The organism is Tistrella mobilis (assembly GCF_039634785.1).
Taxonomy (GTDB): Bacteria; Pseudomonadota; Alphaproteobacteria; order Tistrellales; family Tistrellaceae; genus Tistrella; species Tistrella mobilis.
This window is the reverse complement of record NZ_JBBIAB010000009.1, coordinates 118,111-137,107: the sequence shown is the minus strand read 5'-3', so window position 1 is coordinate 137,107 and position 18,997 is coordinate 118,111. Positions and strand designations below refer to the sequence as shown.

The following is an 18,997-nucleotide window of genomic DNA, read 5'->3' as shown; positions in this document are numbered from 1 at the left end:
CGGCGATCACCAGTCCTTCTCGAGCGGCAGATCCCAGGGGAGCCGGTTCCACGGGCTGTCGGAATCGGCTTCAAGTTCAGCCGCAGCCTTTTCGAAAGCCGGCTGGTCGCCGTCCCTGCCGCCCGACCACAATGCACGCCCCTCCAGACAGGCCGCAGCCATATCGGTCCACGAGCCATAGGCGCTCTGGATCTCACGCGCGATCGGCAGCATCCGCATCCAGGCATCATCCGCGTCGATCCAGCCGGCCATGTGACCCCAGCGGATCAGCATCAATGCCCGGCCGAAATCCCAGGCCATGTGACGGTCATGGGTGACGGCGCCGGGACCGGCGGCCTCCAGAAGCCGCAGCCGCCCCAGCTCTTCGGCCGGAAAGTCGGGATCGGCCAGCTGGTGCAGGAAGATCCGGAGCTGGACATAGAGCTCCAGCGCCCCCGGAACCTCGATCACGTCGCGCGTGAAGGCCGCGCGCCAGGCATCGAAGGCGCTGAGCCCCTCGTCGCCGAATTCGGTCCCGACCATCTCGCGGGCCCGCGCCCAATGGGGTTCGAGTTCGTCCGCATCGACCTCGGGATCCCACAGCGGGCCCAGCATGGCGGTCTCCACCAGATCAACCACGGCAGGATCGGTCTCGGGAGCACGGCGCAGCACGCCGCCCATCACCTGCAGGCCCTGGGGGCCGTAGCGCAGGGCGATCAGGTCGGCGAGCGCCCGCTGCCGGGCGGCGGGATCATCCGCCAGCCCGCTGTCGGTGAGGGCGTGGAGGGCCCGGCCATAGCGCACCCGCTCGCCTTCAGACAGCTCTGCAACACGGGCGGTGAAGCCGAAATCCTCGCGATGCCCCCGGGTGATCAGGGACATGACCTGGCCGTCGACATCCTCGCCGCCCACAATACCCCAGCCCTCGCGCAGCAGCGCCACGGCCTTGCGCCGGCCAAGCGCCCCGAGCGGCCCCGACACCTCTCCCAGCCGGTCGACCGGGTGGCCGTTGGCGCGGGCAAAGATCGCGCCGGCGCCGATGATCCAGCCCTGGACCGGGGTCAGACGTCCCGGCGCTTTCGGAAGATCAGCGGAAAGGCCGGTCCCGGCGCCGGTGGTCTGCCGGGGTGCAGAGGCGGGGCCTGCAGGCCGCGTGAAGGCTGCGGGCCGCGTGAAAGGCAGCCGCCGTTCCAGCAGCTCGACCAGCCGTGCCCGGACGGCCTGCGCCGCCTCCATCTTCGCTGCAGGGAAATGCGCCAGGCGCCGGTTCAGATCCGGATGCTCCAGGCTGAGCGCCACCCCGTCGTCATCGGGCGTCAGCTCCAGCTGGGCGGGCAGGATCCGGTCGAAAGGCAAGCTTGCCCCGCCATGGATCACGGCCCGCTGCCGCAGATCGAAATGCGTGCCCGAGCGCGGCGCCGCCCAGAGGGCCAGGCAGAGCAGGACAAGGGCCAGGGCAAAGAAGCTCCAATCCGGCAGGGAAAGACCAAGGAGCGCCAGATCGTTGATCAGAAACAGCGAGACGATGCCGGCCACCAGGGACACCGCCGCCAGGATCACGATCACGGCGAGCATCCCGTCGCCATTGGCGCTGCCGAAGGTCAGCCTGACCGACCGCCGGTCGTAGTCCAGCCGGCCGTCATCCATCGCCCGCGCGAAGCCCAGCAGTTCGGCCGCGACCTCGGCGATGCTCCGTTCGTGGCGCCCGCCCGACTGCGCGGCCGCCGTCATCGTCTGACTACCCATAAGTCCCGTGCTCCGACCAAGAGATCCCCTCTCAAAGGGTCCGGTCTCCACGGGTGCCGTCCGATCCATAATCGTCGACCGCCGGCCGTGCAGATCTTCTGCAGCAAGCGGTGGTCTTCTTCCGAAGATCTCTTAAGCCATCATGACGGCAGAGGGGCAGCCGGTCATGCGACCAGACGGTGTCAATCCTGGTTGCGGCATACCCGTCTCTTCCGTTCCCCAACATCATGTCGTATCTGAGAGGAGGCTCCGGAGCGTCCCGGAGCCCCGCCGCAACATCGTCACGAGGTTTCGCACATGGGTGAGTTCATCCGTCTGGATGCCGCTACCGGCACGTCGATCTCGGCCTGGCATGCCACGCCCCGCCAGCCCGCACGGGCCGGCCTGGTGGTCCTGCAGGAGATCTTCGGGGTGAATGCCCATATCCGGGGCGTGGCCGATCGCCTTGCCCTGCCGGGCTATGAGGTGGTGGCACCGGCCCTGTTCGACCGGGTCGCGCCGGATACCGAACTCGGCTATGGCCCCGAAGACCTGAAGCGCGGCATCGAGCTGAAGGGCCAGGTGCCCGACGACGAGGCCCTGACCTATGTCGCCGCCGCGGTGGATCGGCTGCGTGCCCGCCACGGCGCCGCCTTCCCCGTGGGCGTGGTCGGCTTCTGCTGGGGCGGCAGCCTCGCCTATCTGGCCGCCGCAAAGCTGTCGATCGACGCCGCCGTCAGCTATTACGGCGGCCAGGTGCCGAAATATCTGGACGAGGGCATCAAGCCCGTGGCGCCGCTGCTGGTCCATCTGGGCGGGCGCGACGGTCATATTCCGGCGGGCCCCACCGCCGACAAGCTGCGCGTGATGGCGCCCGGTGCCGAGATCTACGTCCACCCGCAGGCCGGCCACGGCTTCAATTGCGAGGCCCGCCCGGACTATCGGCCGGAAGAGGCCCGCTATGCCATGGAGGTGACCCTGCGCTTCCTGGACCGTCGCCTGTCGGGGCCGCGCCGGCCGCCGATCTGAAGATCCCGCGCCTGAACCGACAAAGGGCGGCCTCGACGGGGCCGCCCTTTGTCACGTTCCGGCGCAAATCCGTCGGTCAGACGGAGGTAAATTCGATCAGCACGCCGCAGGCCTCTTCGGGGCCGACGATCAGATCGCCATTCTGCTCGCGATCGAAGGCCACCCCGTTCTCCTCGAGCACGGCCGCCGTACGGTCGCGATCGGCGACGCCGATCTGCAGCGCCACCAGGCCGTGATCATGGGCGCGGGGCTCGTCGTCGAGATCGGGATGCAGATTGGGCAGGTCGTAGGGCGTGGCGAACATCAGCACCCCCCGGCCGGTATGCACCGCGATCACGGTATCGGTGGGGGTGACCGCACCGCTGCCGAACAACCGGGAATAGGCCTCGGTGGCCGCGTTCACATCGTCGACCACGATGGTGGCCGACAGAATGCAGCGGGCGGTGTTGGGATGGGCCAGCCAGTCCGGGCGGCGCATCTTCTCGGGCGTCAGATGCTGGCAGAGGAAGGCCGGAATGCCCGGCGTGGCCCCGTCCGCCAGATGGACGTTGCGGAAGGCGAGTTCCACCGGGCCGCCATCCGGGCCGTTCTCGATCACCCGGCCCAGATTGCGCAGCGCATTTTCGGGCGCGACCAGCCCGGCCGCGCCCAGCAGGGCGTGCGAGGCCTCGGCATCCGGGGTGGAGAACACCACGCCAAGCCCGCCCTCGCCCTTTTCAAGAAAACGATCCAGGCCGTTGGTGAAGGCGGCGGGGTCGATCAACCCCAGCAGTTCCAGATAGTCGTCGTCGAACATGACGCAGTAATTCGCCGTGCCCCAGCCGACATGGCGTCCGCGGTCGGTGACGGCAAAGCCAAGCCGCCGAAACCGCTCCCGTGCCGCTTCCAGGTCGGCGACACCGATGATGGCATGATCGATGCCGTTGATCGCGTGGGTCATCTCTCCGGCGCTCCGCTTTTGTGGGGCTTTGCCGATTAGTGACCCGAACCGGGCTGCGGGGCAAGACCCATGCGTGGGCCGGTCCGTCATGCGGCCCTGATTTTCCCCCATCGGGCGCACGAAAAAGGGCGGCCGCAGCCGCCCCTCGTCTCTCAACCCAAGGTTCCCGAGCCCGGATCGTCAGCCTGCCAGCTCCCGGCCGCGGTCGCGTGCGGCAGTGACCGCGCGCGCCATCAGCGGCGGCAGCCCCGCCTGCCGGTCCATCAGCACCGACAGGGCCGCGGCGGTGGTGCCGGCCGGGCTGGTGACGGCTTCCCGCAATGCGGTCTCGGTCTCGGGCGAGGCATCGGCCAGCGCTGCGGCGCCGATCACGGTCGCCCGCGCCAGCCGGCGCGCGGTTTCGTGGGGCAGCCCCACCTCTTCGCCGGCCAGGGTCATCGCCTCGATCATGTGGAAGACATAGGCCGGTCCGCTACCCGAAACGGCGGTCACCGCATCGATCAGCCCTTCATCCTCGATCCAGACCACCTCGCCCACGGCCGAGAGCAGTGCCTCGGCCAGGGCGCGATCACCGCCCTCGGTCTCGGGGACCGCATAGCAGCCGGTGATGCCGCGACCAATTGCCGCAGGGGTGTTCGGCATCGCCCGGATCACCTTCCGCGGATGGCCGAGCAGGTCGCGCAGGGTCTGCACCGTCTTGCCGGCGGCGACCGAGACCACCAGGGTCTCAGCCCCGACCAGAGGGGCCGCGGGCGGCAGGGCCGCCTCGAAGCTCTGCGGCTTCACCGCCACCACCAGCACGTCGAAACCGCCATCGGGCATGGCCACTGCATCGGCATCGGCGGCGGCGCGCACGCCGCGGGCCTGCAGCCGGGCCCGGCCGTCGGCAGAGGGGTCGATCACGGTGATGCTGTGCGGATCGCGGCCACGGGCGATCCAGCCCTCGATCATCGCCCCGCCCATCCGGCCGGCGCCGATCACGAGAAGCTGACCGGCCGTCCCGGCTTCGGATGCGCTGGTCATCGGGAATCAGGCCTCGCCGACGGTTTCGAACATGGCGGCGGTGATGGCCTCGTCGGCCGTCTTGCCGCCCCAGATCACGAACTGGAAGGCGGGATAGGCGCGCTCGCATTCCGAGACCGCGATGTCCACCACCTCTTCCACATGCTCAGGGGTCAGCGGACCGCCGCGGACCAGCAGGGTGTGGCGGAGCAGCGGCACCGATTCCTCGGTCCAGAGATCGAAATGGCCCAGCCACAGGCGCTCGTTCAGCTGCGCCAGCAGCGGGTAGATGTTCGCGCGGCGGCCGGCCGGCACCTTCATGTCCAGTGCACAGGACAGATGCAGGGCGGCAGTTTCCGGGCGCCAGGCGAACCAGAGGCGGAAGTCGCAGAACTTGCCGGTAATCTCGACGGCCATCTCGTCTTCGGTCTGGCGGTCGAACGGCCATTCGTTGGCGATGACGATCTGTTCAACGAGATCGAGAGGATTGGCCACGACGTCTTCGGCTTCCGCGATGATGAAAGACATGCTCGATCGCCTCCTTGGGCGGGCGGCTGCGGGCCGCGGATCCCGGCGGCGGTCTCGAGGGACACCGCCGCTGGCGCGAAGGTGGGGGCGAGAACACAACGACCTGCCGGACCTCCGCAGGAGCACGAGTTCATCGTCACTCCAGCGGTGCGGCGGCCTGCCGTCGGGTTCGAGGCGGCTACCACATCTTGTGGCGCAGACGGCGCAAACCGACTACGTCGGCAGCGTGCACGAAGCCCCGGTCAGCCGCAAGGCCCGTTGTTTAGCCATAATGGCGGGGCGGATGCAACGTCTTTCCGCAATGCACCCGCCGTGACCGGAAAATCCCGTGGGCTCAATACCCTGGCCGATGACGGGGCATCGGCTGAGGGACGCGAAAAATCTGCCGGAAAAATCGATCCCGTCCCCTGCCCGTCTGCCCCGGCCGGATCAATAGAGGGTGCGCGGCAGGCGAGTGACGGCCTCGGCATCATAGCCGGCGGCGTCGAAATCCTGACGGGCCGCCTTCAGCATCTGCCCGGCGGTGGGCAGGGTCTCGGTGACCGGCCATGTTTCGGGGGTCCACAACCCGGACCTGATCAGCGCCCGCGCGCACTGGAAATAGACCGTGTCGATGGCCACCAGGATCACGGTGCGGGGCAGATGCCCGTCGACCGTAAAACTCTCGCACAGTGCCGGATCGGTCGAGATGCGGGCCCGGCCATTGATCCGCAGCGCCTCGCCCTTGCCGGGGATCAGGAACATCAGGGCGACACGGGGGTCGCGGACGATGTTGCGCAGGCTGTCGATCCGGTTGTTGCCGCGCCGGTCCGGGATGGCCAGCGTCCGGTCGTCCAGCACCCGCACGAAGCCGGCCGGGTCGCCGCGCGGCGAGCAGTCGAGCCCCTCGGCCGCGACGGTGGCGAGGGCGAAGAACGGGGCCGCCTCGACGAAGGCGCGATAGGGCGCGGTCAACCCTGAGACTTCCTTGATCAGCGACGCCTCCACCGGGGTGCCGTAAAGTGCATCGAGTTCGGCTTCGGTGGTCACGACATGCCCGGTCATCGCATCCTCGGTTTCTGTCAGGGACGGCCGCCATCCGGACCAGCGGATGAAGCCGTCGTTGAGCCCGGGGCCGAGCTTATACCATCATGCGGTGATCCGTCGCCCCGCGACATGTACCGCCCCTTGTCCTGCCCCCACCCTGCCGGAGCCCACAGATGACCAGCGCCACCGATCGCTTCGCCCCGCCCTCGCCCGCGGCCGAGGGCACGGCCGACCGTCCCCGCCTCGACGGCCGGCGGATCGCCATGCTGGGCCTGGGGCTGATGGGCCGGCCGATGGCGGTCAACCTTGCCCGTGCCGGGGCGGAGCTGACCGTCTGGAACCGCAGCCCGGCCGCAGCGGAAGAGGTCTCGGCGGCGACCGGTGCCCGCGCCGCCGCAAGCCCGGCCGAGGCGGCCGCCGGCGCCGACATCGCCATCATCTGCGTCACCGACACCACGGCGGTCGAAGCCGTGCTGTTCGGCGCCGACGGCATCACGGCGGCCCATCCCGCACCGCGGGTGGTGATCGACATGGGCACCACCGACCCGCTGGCGACGCCCGATATCGGCCGCCGCCTGACCGAGGGCTGCGGCGCCAGCCTGATCGATGCCCCGGTTTCCGGCGGCACCCGCGGCGCCGAGGCGGCGACGCTTTCGATCATGGCCGGCGGGGAAGACGCGGCCTTCGACGCGGCCCTGCCGGTGCTGCAGGTGCTGGGCAGCCGCATCACCCGGATCGGCGGACCCGGCGCAGGCCAGGTCGCCAAGGCGGCAAACCAGGTGGTGGTCGGCGTGGTGATCCAGGCCGTGGCCGAAGCCCTGGCGCTGGCCGAGGCGGCCGGCGTCGATCCGGCCCGGGTGCGCGAGGCGATGATCGGCGGCTTCGCCGACGGCACCATTCTGCGTCAGCACGGCGAACGCATGGTCGCGGGCAATCTGGTCCCGGGCGGCAAGTGCCGCATCCATCTGAAGGACATGGTGCAGGCCACCCGGCTGGGCGATGCCAATGGTCTGGCCATGCCGGCATCGACCCTGGTCCGCGATGCCTTCGCCCGGCTGGTCGAACAGGGCCGCGGCGAGCTCGATCACAGTGCGCTGCACCTGCTGCTCACCGATACGTTCCGCGCCTCTGACGATGATGTCGCGGCACGATAGGCCACCAGAAATCCTCAAGACAATATCAGAAACGAAACATCCACGAGAAGAAACAAGATCAAATCTTTCCAAAGAGTTGACCGGGAAAAAATGTATCGCTAGGCTTCCCGACTTGATGAAGGGGGGAAACAATCGGACGAAGCCTGCCGACAGGCGGCCTTCACATGTCGGGACTTGCCGTCGCCGTTGGTCCCGAAACCGTTCCGCCCTCTCGATTTTCAGGAGCGCTTCCCGAAACATGACCCAGTTCCGCCCCGGTCCGCTGAACGCGATCACCGACGTCCCCGGCATCAAGGTCGGACAGGCGCATGACGACCGGCTGTGGAGCGGCGTCACCGTGATCGTGCCGGACGAGCCGATGCTGGCGGCGGTGGATGTGCGCGGCGGCGGCCCCGGCACCCGCGAAACCGATGCCCTCAATTCGGCATCGATGGTGCAGAAGGTGCATGCGGTCGTCCTGTCGGGCGGGTCGGCCTACGGGCTGGATGCCGCCTCGGCGGTGATGTCGCGGCTGGCGGCCCAGGGCCGGGGTGTGCAGATCGGCGAGGCGATCATCCCGATCGTGCCGTCGGCCATCCTGTTCGATCTGGTCAATGGCGGCGACAAGAACTGGGGCGCCGAGCCGCCCTATCGGGCGCTGGCCGGCCAGGCGATGGACGCGCTTGGCACGACCGTCGCCGAGGGCAATGCCGGTGCCGGTTACGGCGCCAAGGCGGGCGCCTACAAGGGCGGCCTCGGTACCGCATCGATCGTGACGGCCGAAGGCCACACGGTGGGGGCGCTGGTCGCCTGCAATGCGTTCGGCACGCCCGTCATCCCGGGCACGCCCTGCTTCTGGGCCTGGCCCCACGAGATTGACGACGAGTTCGGCGGGCAGCCGCTGCATCAGCTGGCGAAGCCTTCCACCCACGACTTCACCTTCACCCCGGGGCGCCCAGGCGTGCCAGGAGAGGTGCTGGACACCACGGCTGCCGGGGAGAGGGCGGCCGGGGCGACGAAGATGCCGGCGGATCTGGACGGCGGCGACCCCGCCGCGGCAGCGGCCGGCGGCAACACCACGATCGGCATCGTCGCCATCGATGCGGATCTGACCCGCGGAGAGGCGGAGCGCATCGCGATCATGGCCCAGGACGGCTATGCCCGCGCGGTGCGCCCGATGCACACGCCGTTCGACGGTGATACGATCTTCGTCCTCGCCACCGGCAAGCGACCGCTTGCAAATCCGGTGGTGGACGTCGCGCGGCTCGGCATGCACGCGGCCGACTGCGTCGCCCGTGCCCTGACCCGCGGCGTCTATGCGGCCGAGACGCTGGGACGGTATCCCGGCTATCGGTCCGTTCACGGGCATCGGCTCAATCGGGCCGCGCAGGGAGGCTGAAAAAACATGGGCACCATCAAGCCGTGGCTCGCCGCGGCGCTTCTTGGCACGGCGGTCGCCTTCGGGCCGGCCGCGGCCTTCGCCGCGAAAGACACCTTCTCGATCGGTGCGGTGCTGGAACCGCCGCATCTCGACCCGACCGCGGGTGCCGCGGCGGCGATCGACGAGGTCGTCTTCATCAACGTCTTCGAGGGTCTGGTCCGTCTGGACGAGGGCGGGCACATCCAGCCGCTGCTGGCCGAAAGCTGGACCATCTCGGATGACGGCCTGACCTATACCTTCAAGCTGCGCCAGGGCGTCAAATTCCACGACGGCACGACCTTCGATTCGGCCGACGTGAAGTTCAGCTTCGAGCGGGCGATGGCGCCGAACAGCGTCAACGCGCAGAAGAGCCTGTTCGCGCCGATCACCGCGATCGAGGCGCCGGATGCCTCGACGGTCGTGCTCAAGCTGTCGAAGCCGGCCGGCCAGATGCTGTTCAACCTGACCTGGGGCGATGCCGCGATCGTGGCACCCGAGAGTGCCGGCGAAGCCGAGAAGACCCGGCCGGTCGGCACCGGCCCGTTCAAGTTCAAGCAGTGGGTCAAGGGCGACCGGGTCGAACTGGTCCGCAATGACGACTACTGGGGCGACAAGGTCGCGCTGAAGGAAGCCACCATCAAGTTCATCGCCGATCCGGCCGCCGCGCTGCAGGCGATCCTGGCGGGTGACCTCGATGCCTTCTCGAACTTCCCGGCGCCCGAGAACCTGCCCCAGCTGGAGGCCGACCCGCGCTTCAAGGTCGCGATCGGCACCACCGAAGGCGAGACCATCCTGGCGATGAACAACGGCGTGAAGCCGTTCAACGACATCCGGGTGCGTCGTGCGGTGTCTCATGCCATCGACCGCCAGGCGGTGATCGACGGCCAGTTCGGCTACGGCACGCCGATCGGCAGCCACTTCTCGCCCAGTGCGCCGGGCTATGTCGACCTGACCGACCGCTATCCCTACGATCCGGCGAAGGCCAAGGCGCTGCTTGCCGAAGCCGGCTATCCGGACGGCTTCAAGACCGCGCTGATGCTGCCGCCCCCGCCCTATGCCCGCCGCGGCGGTGAGATCATTGCGGCCATGCTTGCCGAGGTCGGCATCAAGGCCGAAATCGTGCCGCTGGAATGGGCGCAGTGGCTGGACCAGGTGTTCAAGAACAAGGCTTACGGGATGACCATCGTCTCCCATACCGAGCCGATGGACATCGGGATCTATGCCCGCGACAACTACTACTTCAACTACAAGAACCCCGCGTTCAACGAGCTGATGGCAAAGCTCGACACGACCACCGACCAGGATGAGCGCATCAAGCTCTATGGCGATGCGCAGCGGATGCTGGCAGAGGATGCGGTCAACGCCTTCCTGTTCGAGCTGCCGCAGTACGGCGTGTGGAACGCCAAGGTCGAAGGCCTGTGGACCAACCGTCCCTTCCAGGTCAACGACCTGACCAAGGTGCACTGGACCGAGTGACCGGTCCCCGCCCTGCGGCCGGACTGATCCGGCCGCAGGGCGACCCGCACCGCCTGCCCGACGGCACCATCACTTCCAGACCGACACTTCCACCCGAGGACGCGCCGGCTCCATGGCCCTGTTCCTGTTCCGACGGCTGATCACACTGATGCTGACCCTGCTGGTCGCTGCAACGGTCGTGTTCGTCGTGCTCGAAATCCTGCCGGGCGATCCGGCCTCGGTCATGCTCGGCCTGAATGCCGAGCCCGACACGGTGGCGGCGCTGCGCGCACAGCTCGGGCTGGACCAGCCGCTCACCGACCGCTTCTTCGGCTGGCTGGGCGGCATGATCGTGGGCGATTTCGGCCGCTCCTATACCTATAGCGTGCCGGTGACCGAGCTGCTGGCCGATCGCGTCGCGATCACCGTGCCGCTCGCCCTGTTCGCGATCACGCTCTCCACCCTGATCGCCATCCCGCTCGGCGTGTTTGCCGCCCGCAACCACAACAAGCTGGGCGATGTGGGCGTGATGGGCTTTTCGCAGATCGGCGTGGCCGTGCCGAACTTCTGGTTCGCCCTGCTGCTGATCATCCTGTTCGCGGTCAATCTGGGCTGGACGCCCGCCGGCGGGTTCCCCGGCTGGGATGCCGGTATCGGCCCGGCACTGGGCGCGCTGCTGCTGCCCGCCATCGCCCTCGCCCTGCCCCAGGCCGCCATCCTTGCGCGCATCACCCGGTCGTCGGTGCTGGAAGTGCTGCGCGAGGATTATGTGCGCACCGCCCGCGCCAAGGGGCTGGACCGGCGCGCGGCGCTCTGGCGCCATGCCGTGCCCAATGCGCTCATCCCCGTGGTCACCATTCTCGGCCTGCAGATTTCGTCGCTGCTCGCCGGCACGATCATCATCGAGAACGTCTTCGCCCTGCCGGGCGTTGGCCGGCTGATCTTCCAGGCGATCGCCCAGCGCGACCTGATCACGGTCAAGAGCCTGGTGGTGGTCATCGCCGCCGTGGTGGTGTTCGTGAACTTCCTGGTCGACCTGTCCTATGCCGCCCTCGACCCGCGTCTCCGGCGCGGCGGCGACATGCTCTGAGCCGGTGGAGGATCCCATGAGCCAGACCACCACCGTCACCATCCGCCGCCCCTCGGCCGCCGCCGAGATCTTCCGCCGGGCCCTCGCCAGCCGGAACTTCGTCGTGGGCGGCGTGATCACCCTGCTCTTCCTCGGTATCGCGGCGACCTCGCTGTTCTGGACGCCGCTCGATCCGACCAAGATGAATGTCCGCGCCCGTCTGCAGGCGCCGTCGGCGGCCAATCTCTTCGGCACCGACCAGTTCGGCCGCGACATCCTGTCGATGATCATGACCGGGGCGCAGAACTCGATCCTGGTCGGCGTGGTCGCGGTCGGCATCGGCCTGACCATCGGCACCGCGCTCGGCTGCCTCGCCGCCGCCCGGCGCGGCTGGATCGAAGAGCTGGTGATGCGCTTCAGCGACTTCGCCTTCGCCTTCCCGGCCCTGCTTTCGGCGGTGATGATCACCGCCCTGCTCGGCCCCGGCGCGGTGAATTCGATCCTGGCGATCGGCATCTTCAACGTGCCGGTCTTCGCCCGCATCACCCGTGGTGCCGCCCTCGCCGTCTGGTCGCGCGAATACGTCATGGCCGCGCGGCTCGCCGGCAAGGGACCGGTGCGGATCACGCTGCATCATGTGCTGCCCAACATCCTGTCGATCATCATCGTGCAGGCGACCATCCAGTTCGCCCTCGCGATCCTGGCGGAAGCTGGCCTCAGCTATCTGGGCCTCGGCACCCAGCCGCCCACCCCCAGCTGGGGCCGGATGCTGAACGAGGCGCAGACCTTCATCTACATGGCGCCGCAGCTGGCGATCATCCCGGGGCTCGCCATCGTCTTCACCGTGCTTGGCCTGAACCTGCTGGGCGACGGCCTGCGCGACGTGCTCGACCCCAAACTCCGGCGGGCCCGCTGATGTCAGGCTTCCGGTTCGCCACCCCCGCCCATCCCTCCAACCCTGCCCGTGCCTGAAGGACCGCCAGCCCCATGACCGCAACCGACGAGCCTCTGCTCTCGATCGCAGATCTCCGGGTGACGCTGCCCACGCCCGACGGCCCGGCGCCGATCCTGCGCGGCGTCAGTTTCGACGTCGCCGCCGGCCAGATGCTGGGCCTGGTGGGCGAAAGCGGCTCCGGCAAATCCATGACCGCGCTCGCCATCATGGGCCTGCTGCCCGACAAGGCGATGGTCGAAGGATCGATCCGGCTGGCCGGCGAAGAGCTGACCCGGCTGTCCGAGCCCGAACTCTGCAAGCGCCGCGGCCGCAACATGGCCATGATCTTCCAGGAGCCGATGACCGCGCTCAACCCGGTCAAGACCATCGGCCAGCAGGTCTCGGAGGGCATGCGCCTGCATCTGGGCATCGGCCGGGCCGAAGCCGACGGCCGCGCCCGGCGGCTGCTGGAACGGGTGGGGCTGAATGCGAAGCGCTTCCCGCTCGACCTCTATCCTCACCAGCTTTCGGGCGGGCAGCGCCAGCGCGTCATGATCGCGGCAGCGCTTGCCTGCGAGCCCAAGCTGCTGATCGCCGACGAGCCGACCACCGCGCTCGACGTCACCATCCAGGCCCAGATTCTGGATCTGGTGGTGGAGCTGGTCGAAGAGATGCGCATGGGGCTGGTGCTGATCACCCATGACCTGGGCGTCATCGCCGAGACGGTCGACAAGACCGCAGTGATGTATGCGGGATCGATCGTCGAGGCCGCGCCGACCGAGCCGCTCTTCGCGCAGATGGGCCATCCCTATACCCACGGCCTGTTCGCCGCCATTCCCCATGCCCACGGGCTGGAACATGCGGCCGATGGCGACGGTCCGGCCCATACCCGGCCGCGGCTGGCGACCATTCCCGGCACGGTGCCCGATCCGCGGCGCCTGCCGCCCGGCTGCGCCTTCGCCGGCCGCTGCCCGCGGTCGGATGCCGCCTGTGCCGGCGACATCCCCTGGGTGCCGCTTGCCCCCGATCACGGCGTCGCCTGCGTCCACCCGGTGGCCAAGGGTGAGCATATTCCGGAGTTCGCCGCATGATCGCTGCCGAGACTGCCTCCCGGCCCGCAGCCGATGCCGCCCGGACGCCCCTGCTGCGCATTCAGGGGCTGGTGCGCGAATACCGCCTGCCGCGCGAGCGGCTGACCCAGGCACCGCCGGTGCTGCGGGCGCTGGACGGTGTCGATCTCGAGATGGCGCCGGGCGAAAGCGTCGGCATCGTGGGTGAGTCGGGCTGCGGCAAGTCGACCCTGGCCCGCACCGTGGTGGCGTTGGAAGCCCCGAGCGCCGGCAAGGTCTGGTTCGACGGCGACGACCTGTTCGCGCTGAAAGGCCGCGACCTGCTGAAGCGGCGCCGCGACCTGCAGATGGTATTCCAGGATCCCTACGGCTCGCTGGATCCGCGCCACAAGGTGGAGCGGATCATCGCCGAGCCGATGGAGGGGCTGCATGTCGGCACCCGGGGCGAGCGCGCCGGCCGGGTTGCCGAGGCCCTGGCCCAGGTGGGTCTGCGCCCGACCGATGCCGACCGCTACCCGCACGAGTTCTCGGGCGGCCAGCGCCAGCGCATCGCCATCGCCCGGGCCCTGATCACCCGGCCGAAGCTGATCGTGGCCGACGAGGCGGTCTCGGCGCTCGACGTCTCGGTACAGTCGCAGGTGCTGAACCTGATGATGGACCTGCAGGCGGCCGTCGGCATGGGCTATCTGTTCATCAGCCACGATCTGGGCGTGGTCGGCCATGTCACCGACCGGGTCGCGGTGATGTATCTGGGCCGGATCGTCGAGACCGGTGCGACCGCCGAGATCTTCCGCGCGCCGGCCCACCCCTACACGCAGATGCTGCTGGGGGCGGTGCCGGTGCCCGATCCCGCCCGCAGCCGCAGGCGACGTGCCCGCCAGACGGCCGATCAGGGCCCCGCTCTGCAGCCCCAGGCGGCCGGCCAGTCGAAGCCGGCCTGCGCCTTCATGCCCCGCTGCGCCCGCGCCACGGCCCGCTGCGGCACGGAACGCCCGGAGCTGAAGCCCGTTGCCGGGGGGCGCCTGGCCGCCTGTCATCACGTCTGACGCCGGCATGGCGGGGGGTTCAAGAAATCGCCACATTTCGCTTGCATTCCCCGCCGCCCCGCCTTAAGTTCCGCCCGTCCCGACGAGGTGGCCCGGACGACGCTCCGAACACCACCGAAGATGAGGACGGATACGCACCGGTAGCTCAGTTGGATAGAGCATCAGACTACGAATCTGGGGGTCGGGAGTTCGAATCTTCCCCGGTGCGCCATTCAGGGGACCAGCCGAGCAGGCTGGTCCCCTGTTTCTTTTGGGGCACCGGCTTTGCGGGCCCCTTGCCAGCCCGATCGCGGCCGGCTTATCCTTGATGGGTAACGTGTCGGTCCGCCAGGCCCACCGTCCGGACGCCCGGTCCAGTTCTTCTTCAGGTTTTTCCGGCCGCCCGGCCCCCCTTACGCGCCCACCGCACCCGGCGGACAGGCCCCTCGCATCCACGTCCTCCCCGACGGCCGGCCCGATCCGGCTGCCCTTCGGCGGGAGCACGGCATGCGGCCGGATGACGGCGCCTTCGTGGGGAGGCGGGCGGCGCCGGGCGCATGGCACCGGATGCGGGGTTCTCTCAGCTTCGGGTGGTTCATGGACAGCCTTGCGGACTGGCTCAAAGCCAACGCGATCACCGAAATCGAATGCCTGGTGCCGGATCTGAGCGGGGTGGCCCGCGGCAAGATCCTGCCCGCCGACAAATTCGTCCGCAGCCTGACGAGCCACGGGCTCCGGCTGCCGGAACCGGTCTTCACCCAGACGGTCACCGGGGAATACCCCGACGAGGACATCACCGACGAGGCGATGCCCGATGTCTGGATGAAGCCCGACGAGAATTCCATCCGCAAGGTTCCCTGGTATGTCGACGCCACCGCCCAGGTGCTGTGCGACTGCTATTATCTCGACGGCCGCCCCTGCGACATCGCCCCACGCTACGTGCTGCGCCGGGTGCTTCAGCGCTTCGCCGACAAGGGCTGGGCCCCGGTGGTGGCGCCGGAGCTGGAATTCTTCCTGGTCAAGATCAACCACGATCCCGACTATCCGCTGGAGCCGCCGGTCGGCCGCAGCGGCCGGCCCGAGACCGGGCGCCAGGCCTTCGGCATCGATGCCGTCAACGAGTTCGATCCGCTGTTCGAAGAGATGTACGACTTCTGCGAAGCGCAGGAGATCGACATCGACACCCTGACCCACGAGGCGGGTGCCGCACAGATGGAGATCAACTTCAACCACGGCAATCCGCTGGATCTGGCCGACCAGACCTTCCTGTTCAAGCGCACGGTCCGCGAGGCGGCGATCCGGCACAAGGTCTATGCGACCTTCATGGCCAAGCCCATGCAGCGCGAGCCGGGCAGTGCCATGCACATCCATCAGTCGCTGACCGATGTCGAAACCGGCCGGAACCTGTTCGTCGGTGAAGGCGGGGCCAGTTCGGAACTGCTCTACGGCTTCATTGCCGGCCTGCAGAAATACCTGCCGGCCGTGATGCCGCTGATCGCGCCCAATGTGAACAGCTACCGTCGGCTGATCCGCCATTCCGATGCGCCGATCAATGTCGACTGGGGCTATGAGAACCGGACCTGCGGCCTGCGCGTGCCGCATTCCGAGCCCGATGCGCGGCGGATCGAAAACCGGGTGCCGGGCGCGGACGCCAATCCCTATCTCGCCATCGCCGCCAGCCTGGCCTGCGGCTATCTGGGCATGATGGAGGGGCTGACGCCCACCGAACCGCTGCGCGGATCGGCCTATGTCCGTGCCCATGGCCTGCCCCGCCACCTGCCCGATGCGCTGTCGCAGCTGGCCGATTGCGATCCGCTGGTCGAGCTTCTGGGCGAACGCTTCGTGAAGGTGCTGATCGCGGTCAAGGAGGCCGAATACGACGCCTATTCCAGCGTGATCTCCTCGTGGGAACGGGAGTGTCTGCTGCTCAACGTCTGATCGTTCGTCATTGCAAGACGAATTTTTTCGGAAAACGTGACGAGCGGCGTCCCTCTTCCCCCGGCCGCGGTTGACCGCGGCGGGCGCCTTGTCGAAAAATGCCGGTCGGAGCGTGGTGTCCCGCCGTGCTCCGGCTCGCCCCGAAGTGCAGGCGGCGGCGGTCGGTCACGACTGCCCGCGGTCTGCCGTTGCGGAACCGAGCGCGGACAGACGCCCGCGCATGATAAGGATGAGGCGCCGCCCGATGACCAACCGACGCACCCGTCGCCCGACCACCGGCTCTGCGGCCGTAACCGGCCTTGCCGCCGGTATCGCGCTTCTCGCCCTGGGCAGCGCCCAGGCCGCCGAGGAGAAGGTCCTGAACGTCTATAACTGGTCGGACTACGTGGCCGAGGATACGGTCCCGAATTTCGAGCAGCAGAGCGGCATCAAGGTCAATTACGACGTCTATGACACCCAGGACGTGCTGGAGTCGAAGCTGCTCGCCGGCCGTTCCGGTTACGACGTCGTCGGTCCGACGCTCGCGCCCTATGCGGCGCGCCAGCTGAAATCGGGCATCTATCAGAAGCTCGACAAGTCGAAGATTCCGAATTTCGGCAATCTCGACCCGAAGCTGATGGCGCGGGTGGCCAAATACGATCCGGGCAACGAGTATCTGGTGCCCTATATGTGGGGCACGACCGGCATCGGCTACAACGTCAAGATGGTCAAGGAACGGCTGGGCGAGAACGCCCCGCTCGACAGCTGGCGGCTGATCTTCGACCCGGAAGTGGTCTCGAAGCTGGCCGACTGCGGCGTCTCGGTGATGGACAGCCCGGACGAGACCTTCCCGGCCATGCTCAACTATCTTGGCCTCGATCCCGACGGACATAAGGTCGAGGATGTGGACAAGGTGGCCGAGGCCTACATGAAGATCCGGCCTCATATCCGCAAGTTCCACAACAGCCAGTACATCAACGACCTGGCCAATGGCGAGGTCTGCGTGGCCATGGGCTATTCGGGCGACATCCTTCAGGCGCGTGACCGCGCCCAGGAAGCCGATAACGGCAACGAGATCGTCTATGTGATCCCGACCGAGGGCGCCCAGCTCTGGTTCGACATGCTGGCGATCCCGGCCGATGCGCCGCACCCCGAGAACGCCCACACCTTCATCAACTACATCCTCGAGCCCAAGGTGACGGCGGCGATTTCGGACTATGTCGCCTATGCCAACGCCAATGCCAAGGCGACCCCGCTGGTCTCGGAAGACGTGCGCAACGACCCCGGCATCTATCCCTCGGAAGAGACGATGAACCGGCTGTGGGTGGTGACCCCGCACGACCTGAAATACGAGCGGGCCCGCACCCGCGCCTGGACCCGGATCCGCAGCGGCAGCGAAGGCTGAGCTTTCATGATCGATCGGGGCGGTCGTCTTGTCCGACAGGGTCGAGGCGGTCGCCCCGTTCGCGTTCCGGCAGTGACGGCCCGGTCCGGACATGGGGATGTCGGTCCGGGTCGGGCAGATCCCGCAGCCTGCGGAGGGAATGTTCCCGATGACCATGGAACAGCGCGAGCGGGCCACGCGCCCCGCCCGGCCGGCCCCGTCCCAGCCCTGGGCGGATGACGATGCCGTGCCCTATGTGCGGATCGTCGGCGTCACCAAACGCTTCGGCGATTTCGTCGCGGTCGACGACCTGTCGCTCGACATCTATCGCGGCGAGTTCTTCTCGCTGCTCGGCGGCTCCGGCTGCGGCAAGACCACGCTGCTGCGCATGCTGGCCGGCTTCGAAACCCCGACCGCGGGACAGATCCTGATCGACGGCGTCGACGTCGCCCAGGTGCCGCCCTATCAGCGGCCGGTGAACATGATGTTCCAGTCCTACGCCCTGTTCCCCCATATGACCGTGGAGCAGAACGTGGCGTTCGGGCTGAAGCAGGAAGGGCTGCCCAAGGCGGAGATCCGCGAGCGGGTGGCCGACGTCCTGACGCTGGTCCAGATGCAGGACTTCATGCGCCGCAAGCCCGACCAGCTGTCGGGCGGCCAGCGCCAGCGCGTGGCCCTGGCGCGCAGCCTGGTCAAGCGGCCGAAGCTGCTGCTGCTCGACGAGCCTCTGGGCGCGCTCGACAAGAAGCTCAGGGAACGCACCCAGCTGGAGCTGGTCAATATTCAGGAATCGGTCGGCGTCACCTTCGTCATGGTCACCCACGACCAGGAAGAAGCGATGACGATGTCGAGCCGGATCGGCGTGATGCGCTCGGGCCGGATCGACCAGATCGGCACCCCCAACGAGATCTACGAGTACCCGACCAGCCGTTTCGTCGCCGACTTCATCGGCTCGGTGACGATGTTCGAAGGCTACGTCGCCGAAGAACATTCCGACGGCGCGCTGATCGACAGCGAGGAGACCGGCGGCCGGATTCAGGTCGCACACGGGGTGTCTGCGACCGAGAACCAGACGCTCTGGGTGGCCATCCGCCCCGAGAAGGTCCGGCTCAGCCTGACGGCCCCCACCGACACGCCCAATGTGTATAAGGGCGTGGTGCAGGACATCGTCTATCTGGGCGATGTGTCGACCTATCACGTGCGCCTGGCGAGCGGGAAGATGGTGCTGGCCACCACCCACAACATGCTGCGCCTGGCCGAGCCCGAGATCTCGTGGGATGACGAGGTCTACATCTCGTGGCATCCCGGCAATGCCGTGGTGCTGATGGCCTGACGGCCGCCCCTGCCCGGGGCGCACCGCC

16 protein-coding genes and 1 tRNA gene are annotated in these 18,997 nt (G+C 68.2%); 12 read left to right on the top strand and 5 right to left on the bottom strand.

From position 1 onward, the window contains the following. Nucleotides 1–6: 6 nt before the first annotated feature. Nucleotides 7–1,725: a DUF1266 domain-containing protein gene (locus tag WI697_RS15050; protein WP_345959017.1), complete on the bottom strand. Its 1,719-nt coding sequence runs from the start codon at nucleotides 1,723–1,725 to the stop codon at nucleotides 7–9. A 297-nt stretch (nucleotides 1,726–2,022) separates the two neighbouring features. Between WI697_RS15050 and WI697_RS15045 the strand changes: the two genes are divergently transcribed. Further along, the gene (locus tag WI697_RS15045; protein ID WP_345959016.1) at nucleotides 2,023–2,733 is read left to right on the top strand and encodes a dienelactone hydrolase family protein; all 711 of its coding nucleotides are present in this window, start codon (nucleotides 2,023–2,025) and stop codon (nucleotides 2,731–2,733) included. 76 nt (nucleotides 2,734–2,809) lie between these two features. Here WI697_RS15045 and WI697_RS15040 read toward each other — a convergent pair whose 3' ends face one another. The 4 genes from WI697_RS15040 to WI697_RS15025 all read right to left on the bottom strand — a co-directional run bounded on the left by WI697_RS15040 (nucleotide 2,810) and on the right by WI697_RS15025 (nucleotide 6,247). After that, nucleotides 2,810–3,673: a VOC family protein gene (locus tag WI697_RS15040; protein ID WP_014743821.1), complete on the bottom strand. Its 864-nt coding sequence runs from the start codon at nucleotides 3,671–3,673 to the stop codon at nucleotides 2,810–2,812. A gap of 180 nt (nucleotides 3,674–3,853) precedes the next feature. Further along, on the bottom strand, nucleotides 3,854–4,696 hold the full coding sequence (proC, locus tag WI697_RS15035; protein ID WP_345959015.1) for a pyrroline-5-carboxylate reductase: 843 nt from the start codon (nucleotides 4,694–4,696) through the stop codon (nucleotides 3,854–3,856). Between the two features lie 6 nt (nucleotides 4,697–4,702). Beyond that, on the bottom strand, nucleotides 4,703–5,203 hold the full coding sequence (locus WI697_RS15030; RefSeq protein WP_345959014.1) for a type III secretion system chaperone family protein: 501 nt from the start codon (nucleotides 5,201–5,203) through the stop codon (nucleotides 4,703–4,705). A 429-nt stretch (nucleotides 5,204–5,632) separates the two neighbouring features. Next, the gene (locus tag WI697_RS15025) at nucleotides 5,633–6,247 is read right to left on the bottom strand and encodes a pyridoxamine 5'-phosphate oxidase family protein (protein WP_062761677.1); all 615 of its coding nucleotides are present in this window, start codon (nucleotides 6,245–6,247) and stop codon (nucleotides 5,633–5,635) included. Between the two features lie 155 nt (nucleotides 6,248–6,402). On the opposite strand from WI697_RS15025, the gene WI697_RS15020 reads away from it, so the two are divergent. The 11 genes from WI697_RS15020 (at nucleotide 6,403) to WI697_RS14970 (ending at nucleotide 18,969) form a co-directional block, all read left to right on the top strand. Continuing rightward, nucleotides 6,403–7,383, top strand: a complete 981-nt coding sequence (locus tag WI697_RS15020) for an NAD(P)-dependent oxidoreductase (RefSeq protein ID WP_345959013.1) — start codon at nucleotides 6,403–6,405, stop codon at nucleotides 7,381–7,383. 238 nt (nucleotides 7,384–7,621) lie between these two features. Then, on the top strand, nucleotides 7,622–8,761 hold the full coding sequence (locus WI697_RS15015; protein WP_296717210.1) for a P1 family peptidase: 1,140 nt from the start codon (nucleotides 7,622–7,624) through the stop codon (nucleotides 8,759–8,761). A 6-nt stretch (nucleotides 8,762–8,767) separates the two neighbouring features. After that, nucleotides 8,768–10,258 carry an ABC transporter substrate-binding protein gene (locus WI697_RS15010; protein ID WP_345959012.1) on the top strand — a complete coding sequence of 497 codons (1,491 nt, stop codon included), beginning with the start codon at nucleotides 8,768–8,770 and terminating at the stop codon, nucleotides 10,256–10,258. 112 nt (nucleotides 10,259–10,370) lie between these two features. Beyond that, complete coding sequence (locus WI697_RS15005; protein ID WP_062761680.1) at nucleotides 10,371–11,327, top strand: ABC transporter permease; 957 nt, start codon at nucleotides 10,371–10,373, stop codon at nucleotides 11,325–11,327. Nucleotides 11,328–11,343: 16 nt separating this feature from the next. Further along, entirely contained in the window at nucleotides 11,344–12,222 is an 879-nt protein-coding gene (locus WI697_RS15000) for an ABC transporter permease (protein WP_296717204.1), read from the top strand. A 71-nt stretch (nucleotides 12,223–12,293) separates the two neighbouring features. Continuing rightward, nucleotides 12,294–13,331 (top strand): ABC transporter ATP-binding protein, encoded by a 1,038-nt coding sequence (locus WI697_RS14995; RefSeq protein ID WP_296717201.1) that lies wholly within the window; start codon nucleotides 12,294–12,296, stop codon nucleotides 13,329–13,331. Further along, entirely contained in the window at nucleotides 13,328–14,356 is a 1,029-nt protein-coding gene (locus WI697_RS14990) for an ABC transporter ATP-binding protein (protein ID WP_062761683.1), read from the top strand. The genes WI697_RS14995 and WI697_RS14990 overlap by 4 nt, the downstream gene beginning before the upstream one ends. Before the next feature lie 134 nt (nucleotides 14,357–14,490). Continuing rightward, nucleotides 14,491–14,567 (top strand) — tRNA-Arg (locus tag WI697_RS14985). 365 nt (nucleotides 14,568–14,932) lie between these two features. Further along, on the top strand, nucleotides 14,933–16,273 hold the full coding sequence (locus WI697_RS14980; protein WP_062761684.1) for a glutamine synthetase family protein: 1,341 nt from the start codon (nucleotides 14,933–14,935) through the stop codon (nucleotides 16,271–16,273). 244 nt (nucleotides 16,274–16,517) lie between these two features. Further along, a complete protein-coding gene (locus WI697_RS14975) occupies nucleotides 16,518–17,657 on the top strand; it encodes a polyamine ABC transporter substrate-binding protein (protein WP_345959011.1) in 1,140 nt (379 codons plus the stop codon). A gap of 154 nt (nucleotides 17,658–17,811) precedes the next feature. Continuing rightward, nucleotides 17,812–18,969: an ABC transporter ATP-binding protein gene (locus WI697_RS14970; RefSeq protein WP_062761777.1), complete on the top strand. Its 1,158-nt coding sequence runs from the start codon at nucleotides 17,812–17,814 to the stop codon at nucleotides 18,967–18,969. Nucleotides 18,970–18,997 lie beyond the last annotated feature (28 nt).

Excerpts from the sequence above, each read along its gene's own strand:
- WI697_RS15050 (WP_345959017.1), bottom strand. The coding sequence starts at position 1,725 with ATGGGTAGTCAGACGATGACGGCGGCCGCGCAGTCGGGCGGGCGCCAC.
- WI697_RS15045 (WP_345959016.1), top strand. The coding sequence starts at position 2,023 with ATGGGTGAGTTCATCCGTCTGGATGCCGCTACCGGCACGTCGATCTCG.
- WI697_RS15040 (WP_014743821.1), bottom strand. The coding sequence starts at position 3,673 with ATGACCCACGCGATCAACGGCATCGATCATGCCATCATCGGTGTCGCC.
- proC (WP_345959015.1), bottom strand. The coding sequence starts at position 4,696 with ATGACCAGCGCATCCGAAGCCGGGACGGCCGGTCAGCTTCTCGTGATC.
- WI697_RS15030 (WP_345959014.1), bottom strand. The coding sequence starts at position 5,203 with ATGTCTTTCATCATCGCGGAAGCCGAAGACGTCGTGGCCAATCCTCTC.
- WI697_RS15025 (WP_062761677.1), bottom strand. The coding sequence starts at position 6,247 with ATGACCGGGCATGTCGTGACCACCGAAGCCGAACTCGATGCACTTTAC.
- WI697_RS15020 (WP_345959013.1), top strand. The coding sequence starts at position 6,403 with ATGACCAGCGCCACCGATCGCTTCGCCCCGCCCTCGCCCGCGGCCGAG.
- WI697_RS15015 (WP_296717210.1), top strand. The coding sequence starts at position 7,622 with ATGACCCAGTTCCGCCCCGGTCCGCTGAACGCGATCACCGACGTCCCC.
- WI697_RS15010 (WP_345959012.1), top strand. The coding sequence starts at position 8,768 with ATGGGCACCATCAAGCCGTGGCTCGCCGCGGCGCTTCTTGGCACGGCG.
- WI697_RS15005 (WP_062761680.1), top strand. The coding sequence starts at position 10,371 with ATGGCCCTGTTCCTGTTCCGACGGCTGATCACACTGATGCTGACCCTG.
- WI697_RS15000 (WP_296717204.1), top strand. The coding sequence starts at position 11,344 with ATGAGCCAGACCACCACCGTCACCATCCGCCGCCCCTCGGCCGCCGCC.
- WI697_RS14995 (WP_296717201.1), top strand. The coding sequence starts at position 12,294 with ATGACCGCAACCGACGAGCCTCTGCTCTCGATCGCAGATCTCCGGGTG.
- WI697_RS14990 (WP_062761683.1), top strand. The coding sequence starts at position 13,328 with ATGATCGCTGCCGAGACTGCCTCCCGGCCCGCAGCCGATGCCGCCCGG.
- WI697_RS14980 (WP_062761684.1), top strand. The coding sequence starts at position 14,933 with ATGGACAGCCTTGCGGACTGGCTCAAAGCCAACGCGATCACCGAAATC.
- WI697_RS14975 (WP_345959011.1), top strand. The coding sequence starts at position 16,518 with ATGACCAACCGACGCACCCGTCGCCCGACCACCGGCTCTGCGGCCGTA.
- WI697_RS14970 (WP_062761777.1), top strand. The coding sequence starts at position 17,812 with ATGGAACAGCGCGAGCGGGCCACGCGCCCCGCCCGGCCGGCCCCGTCC.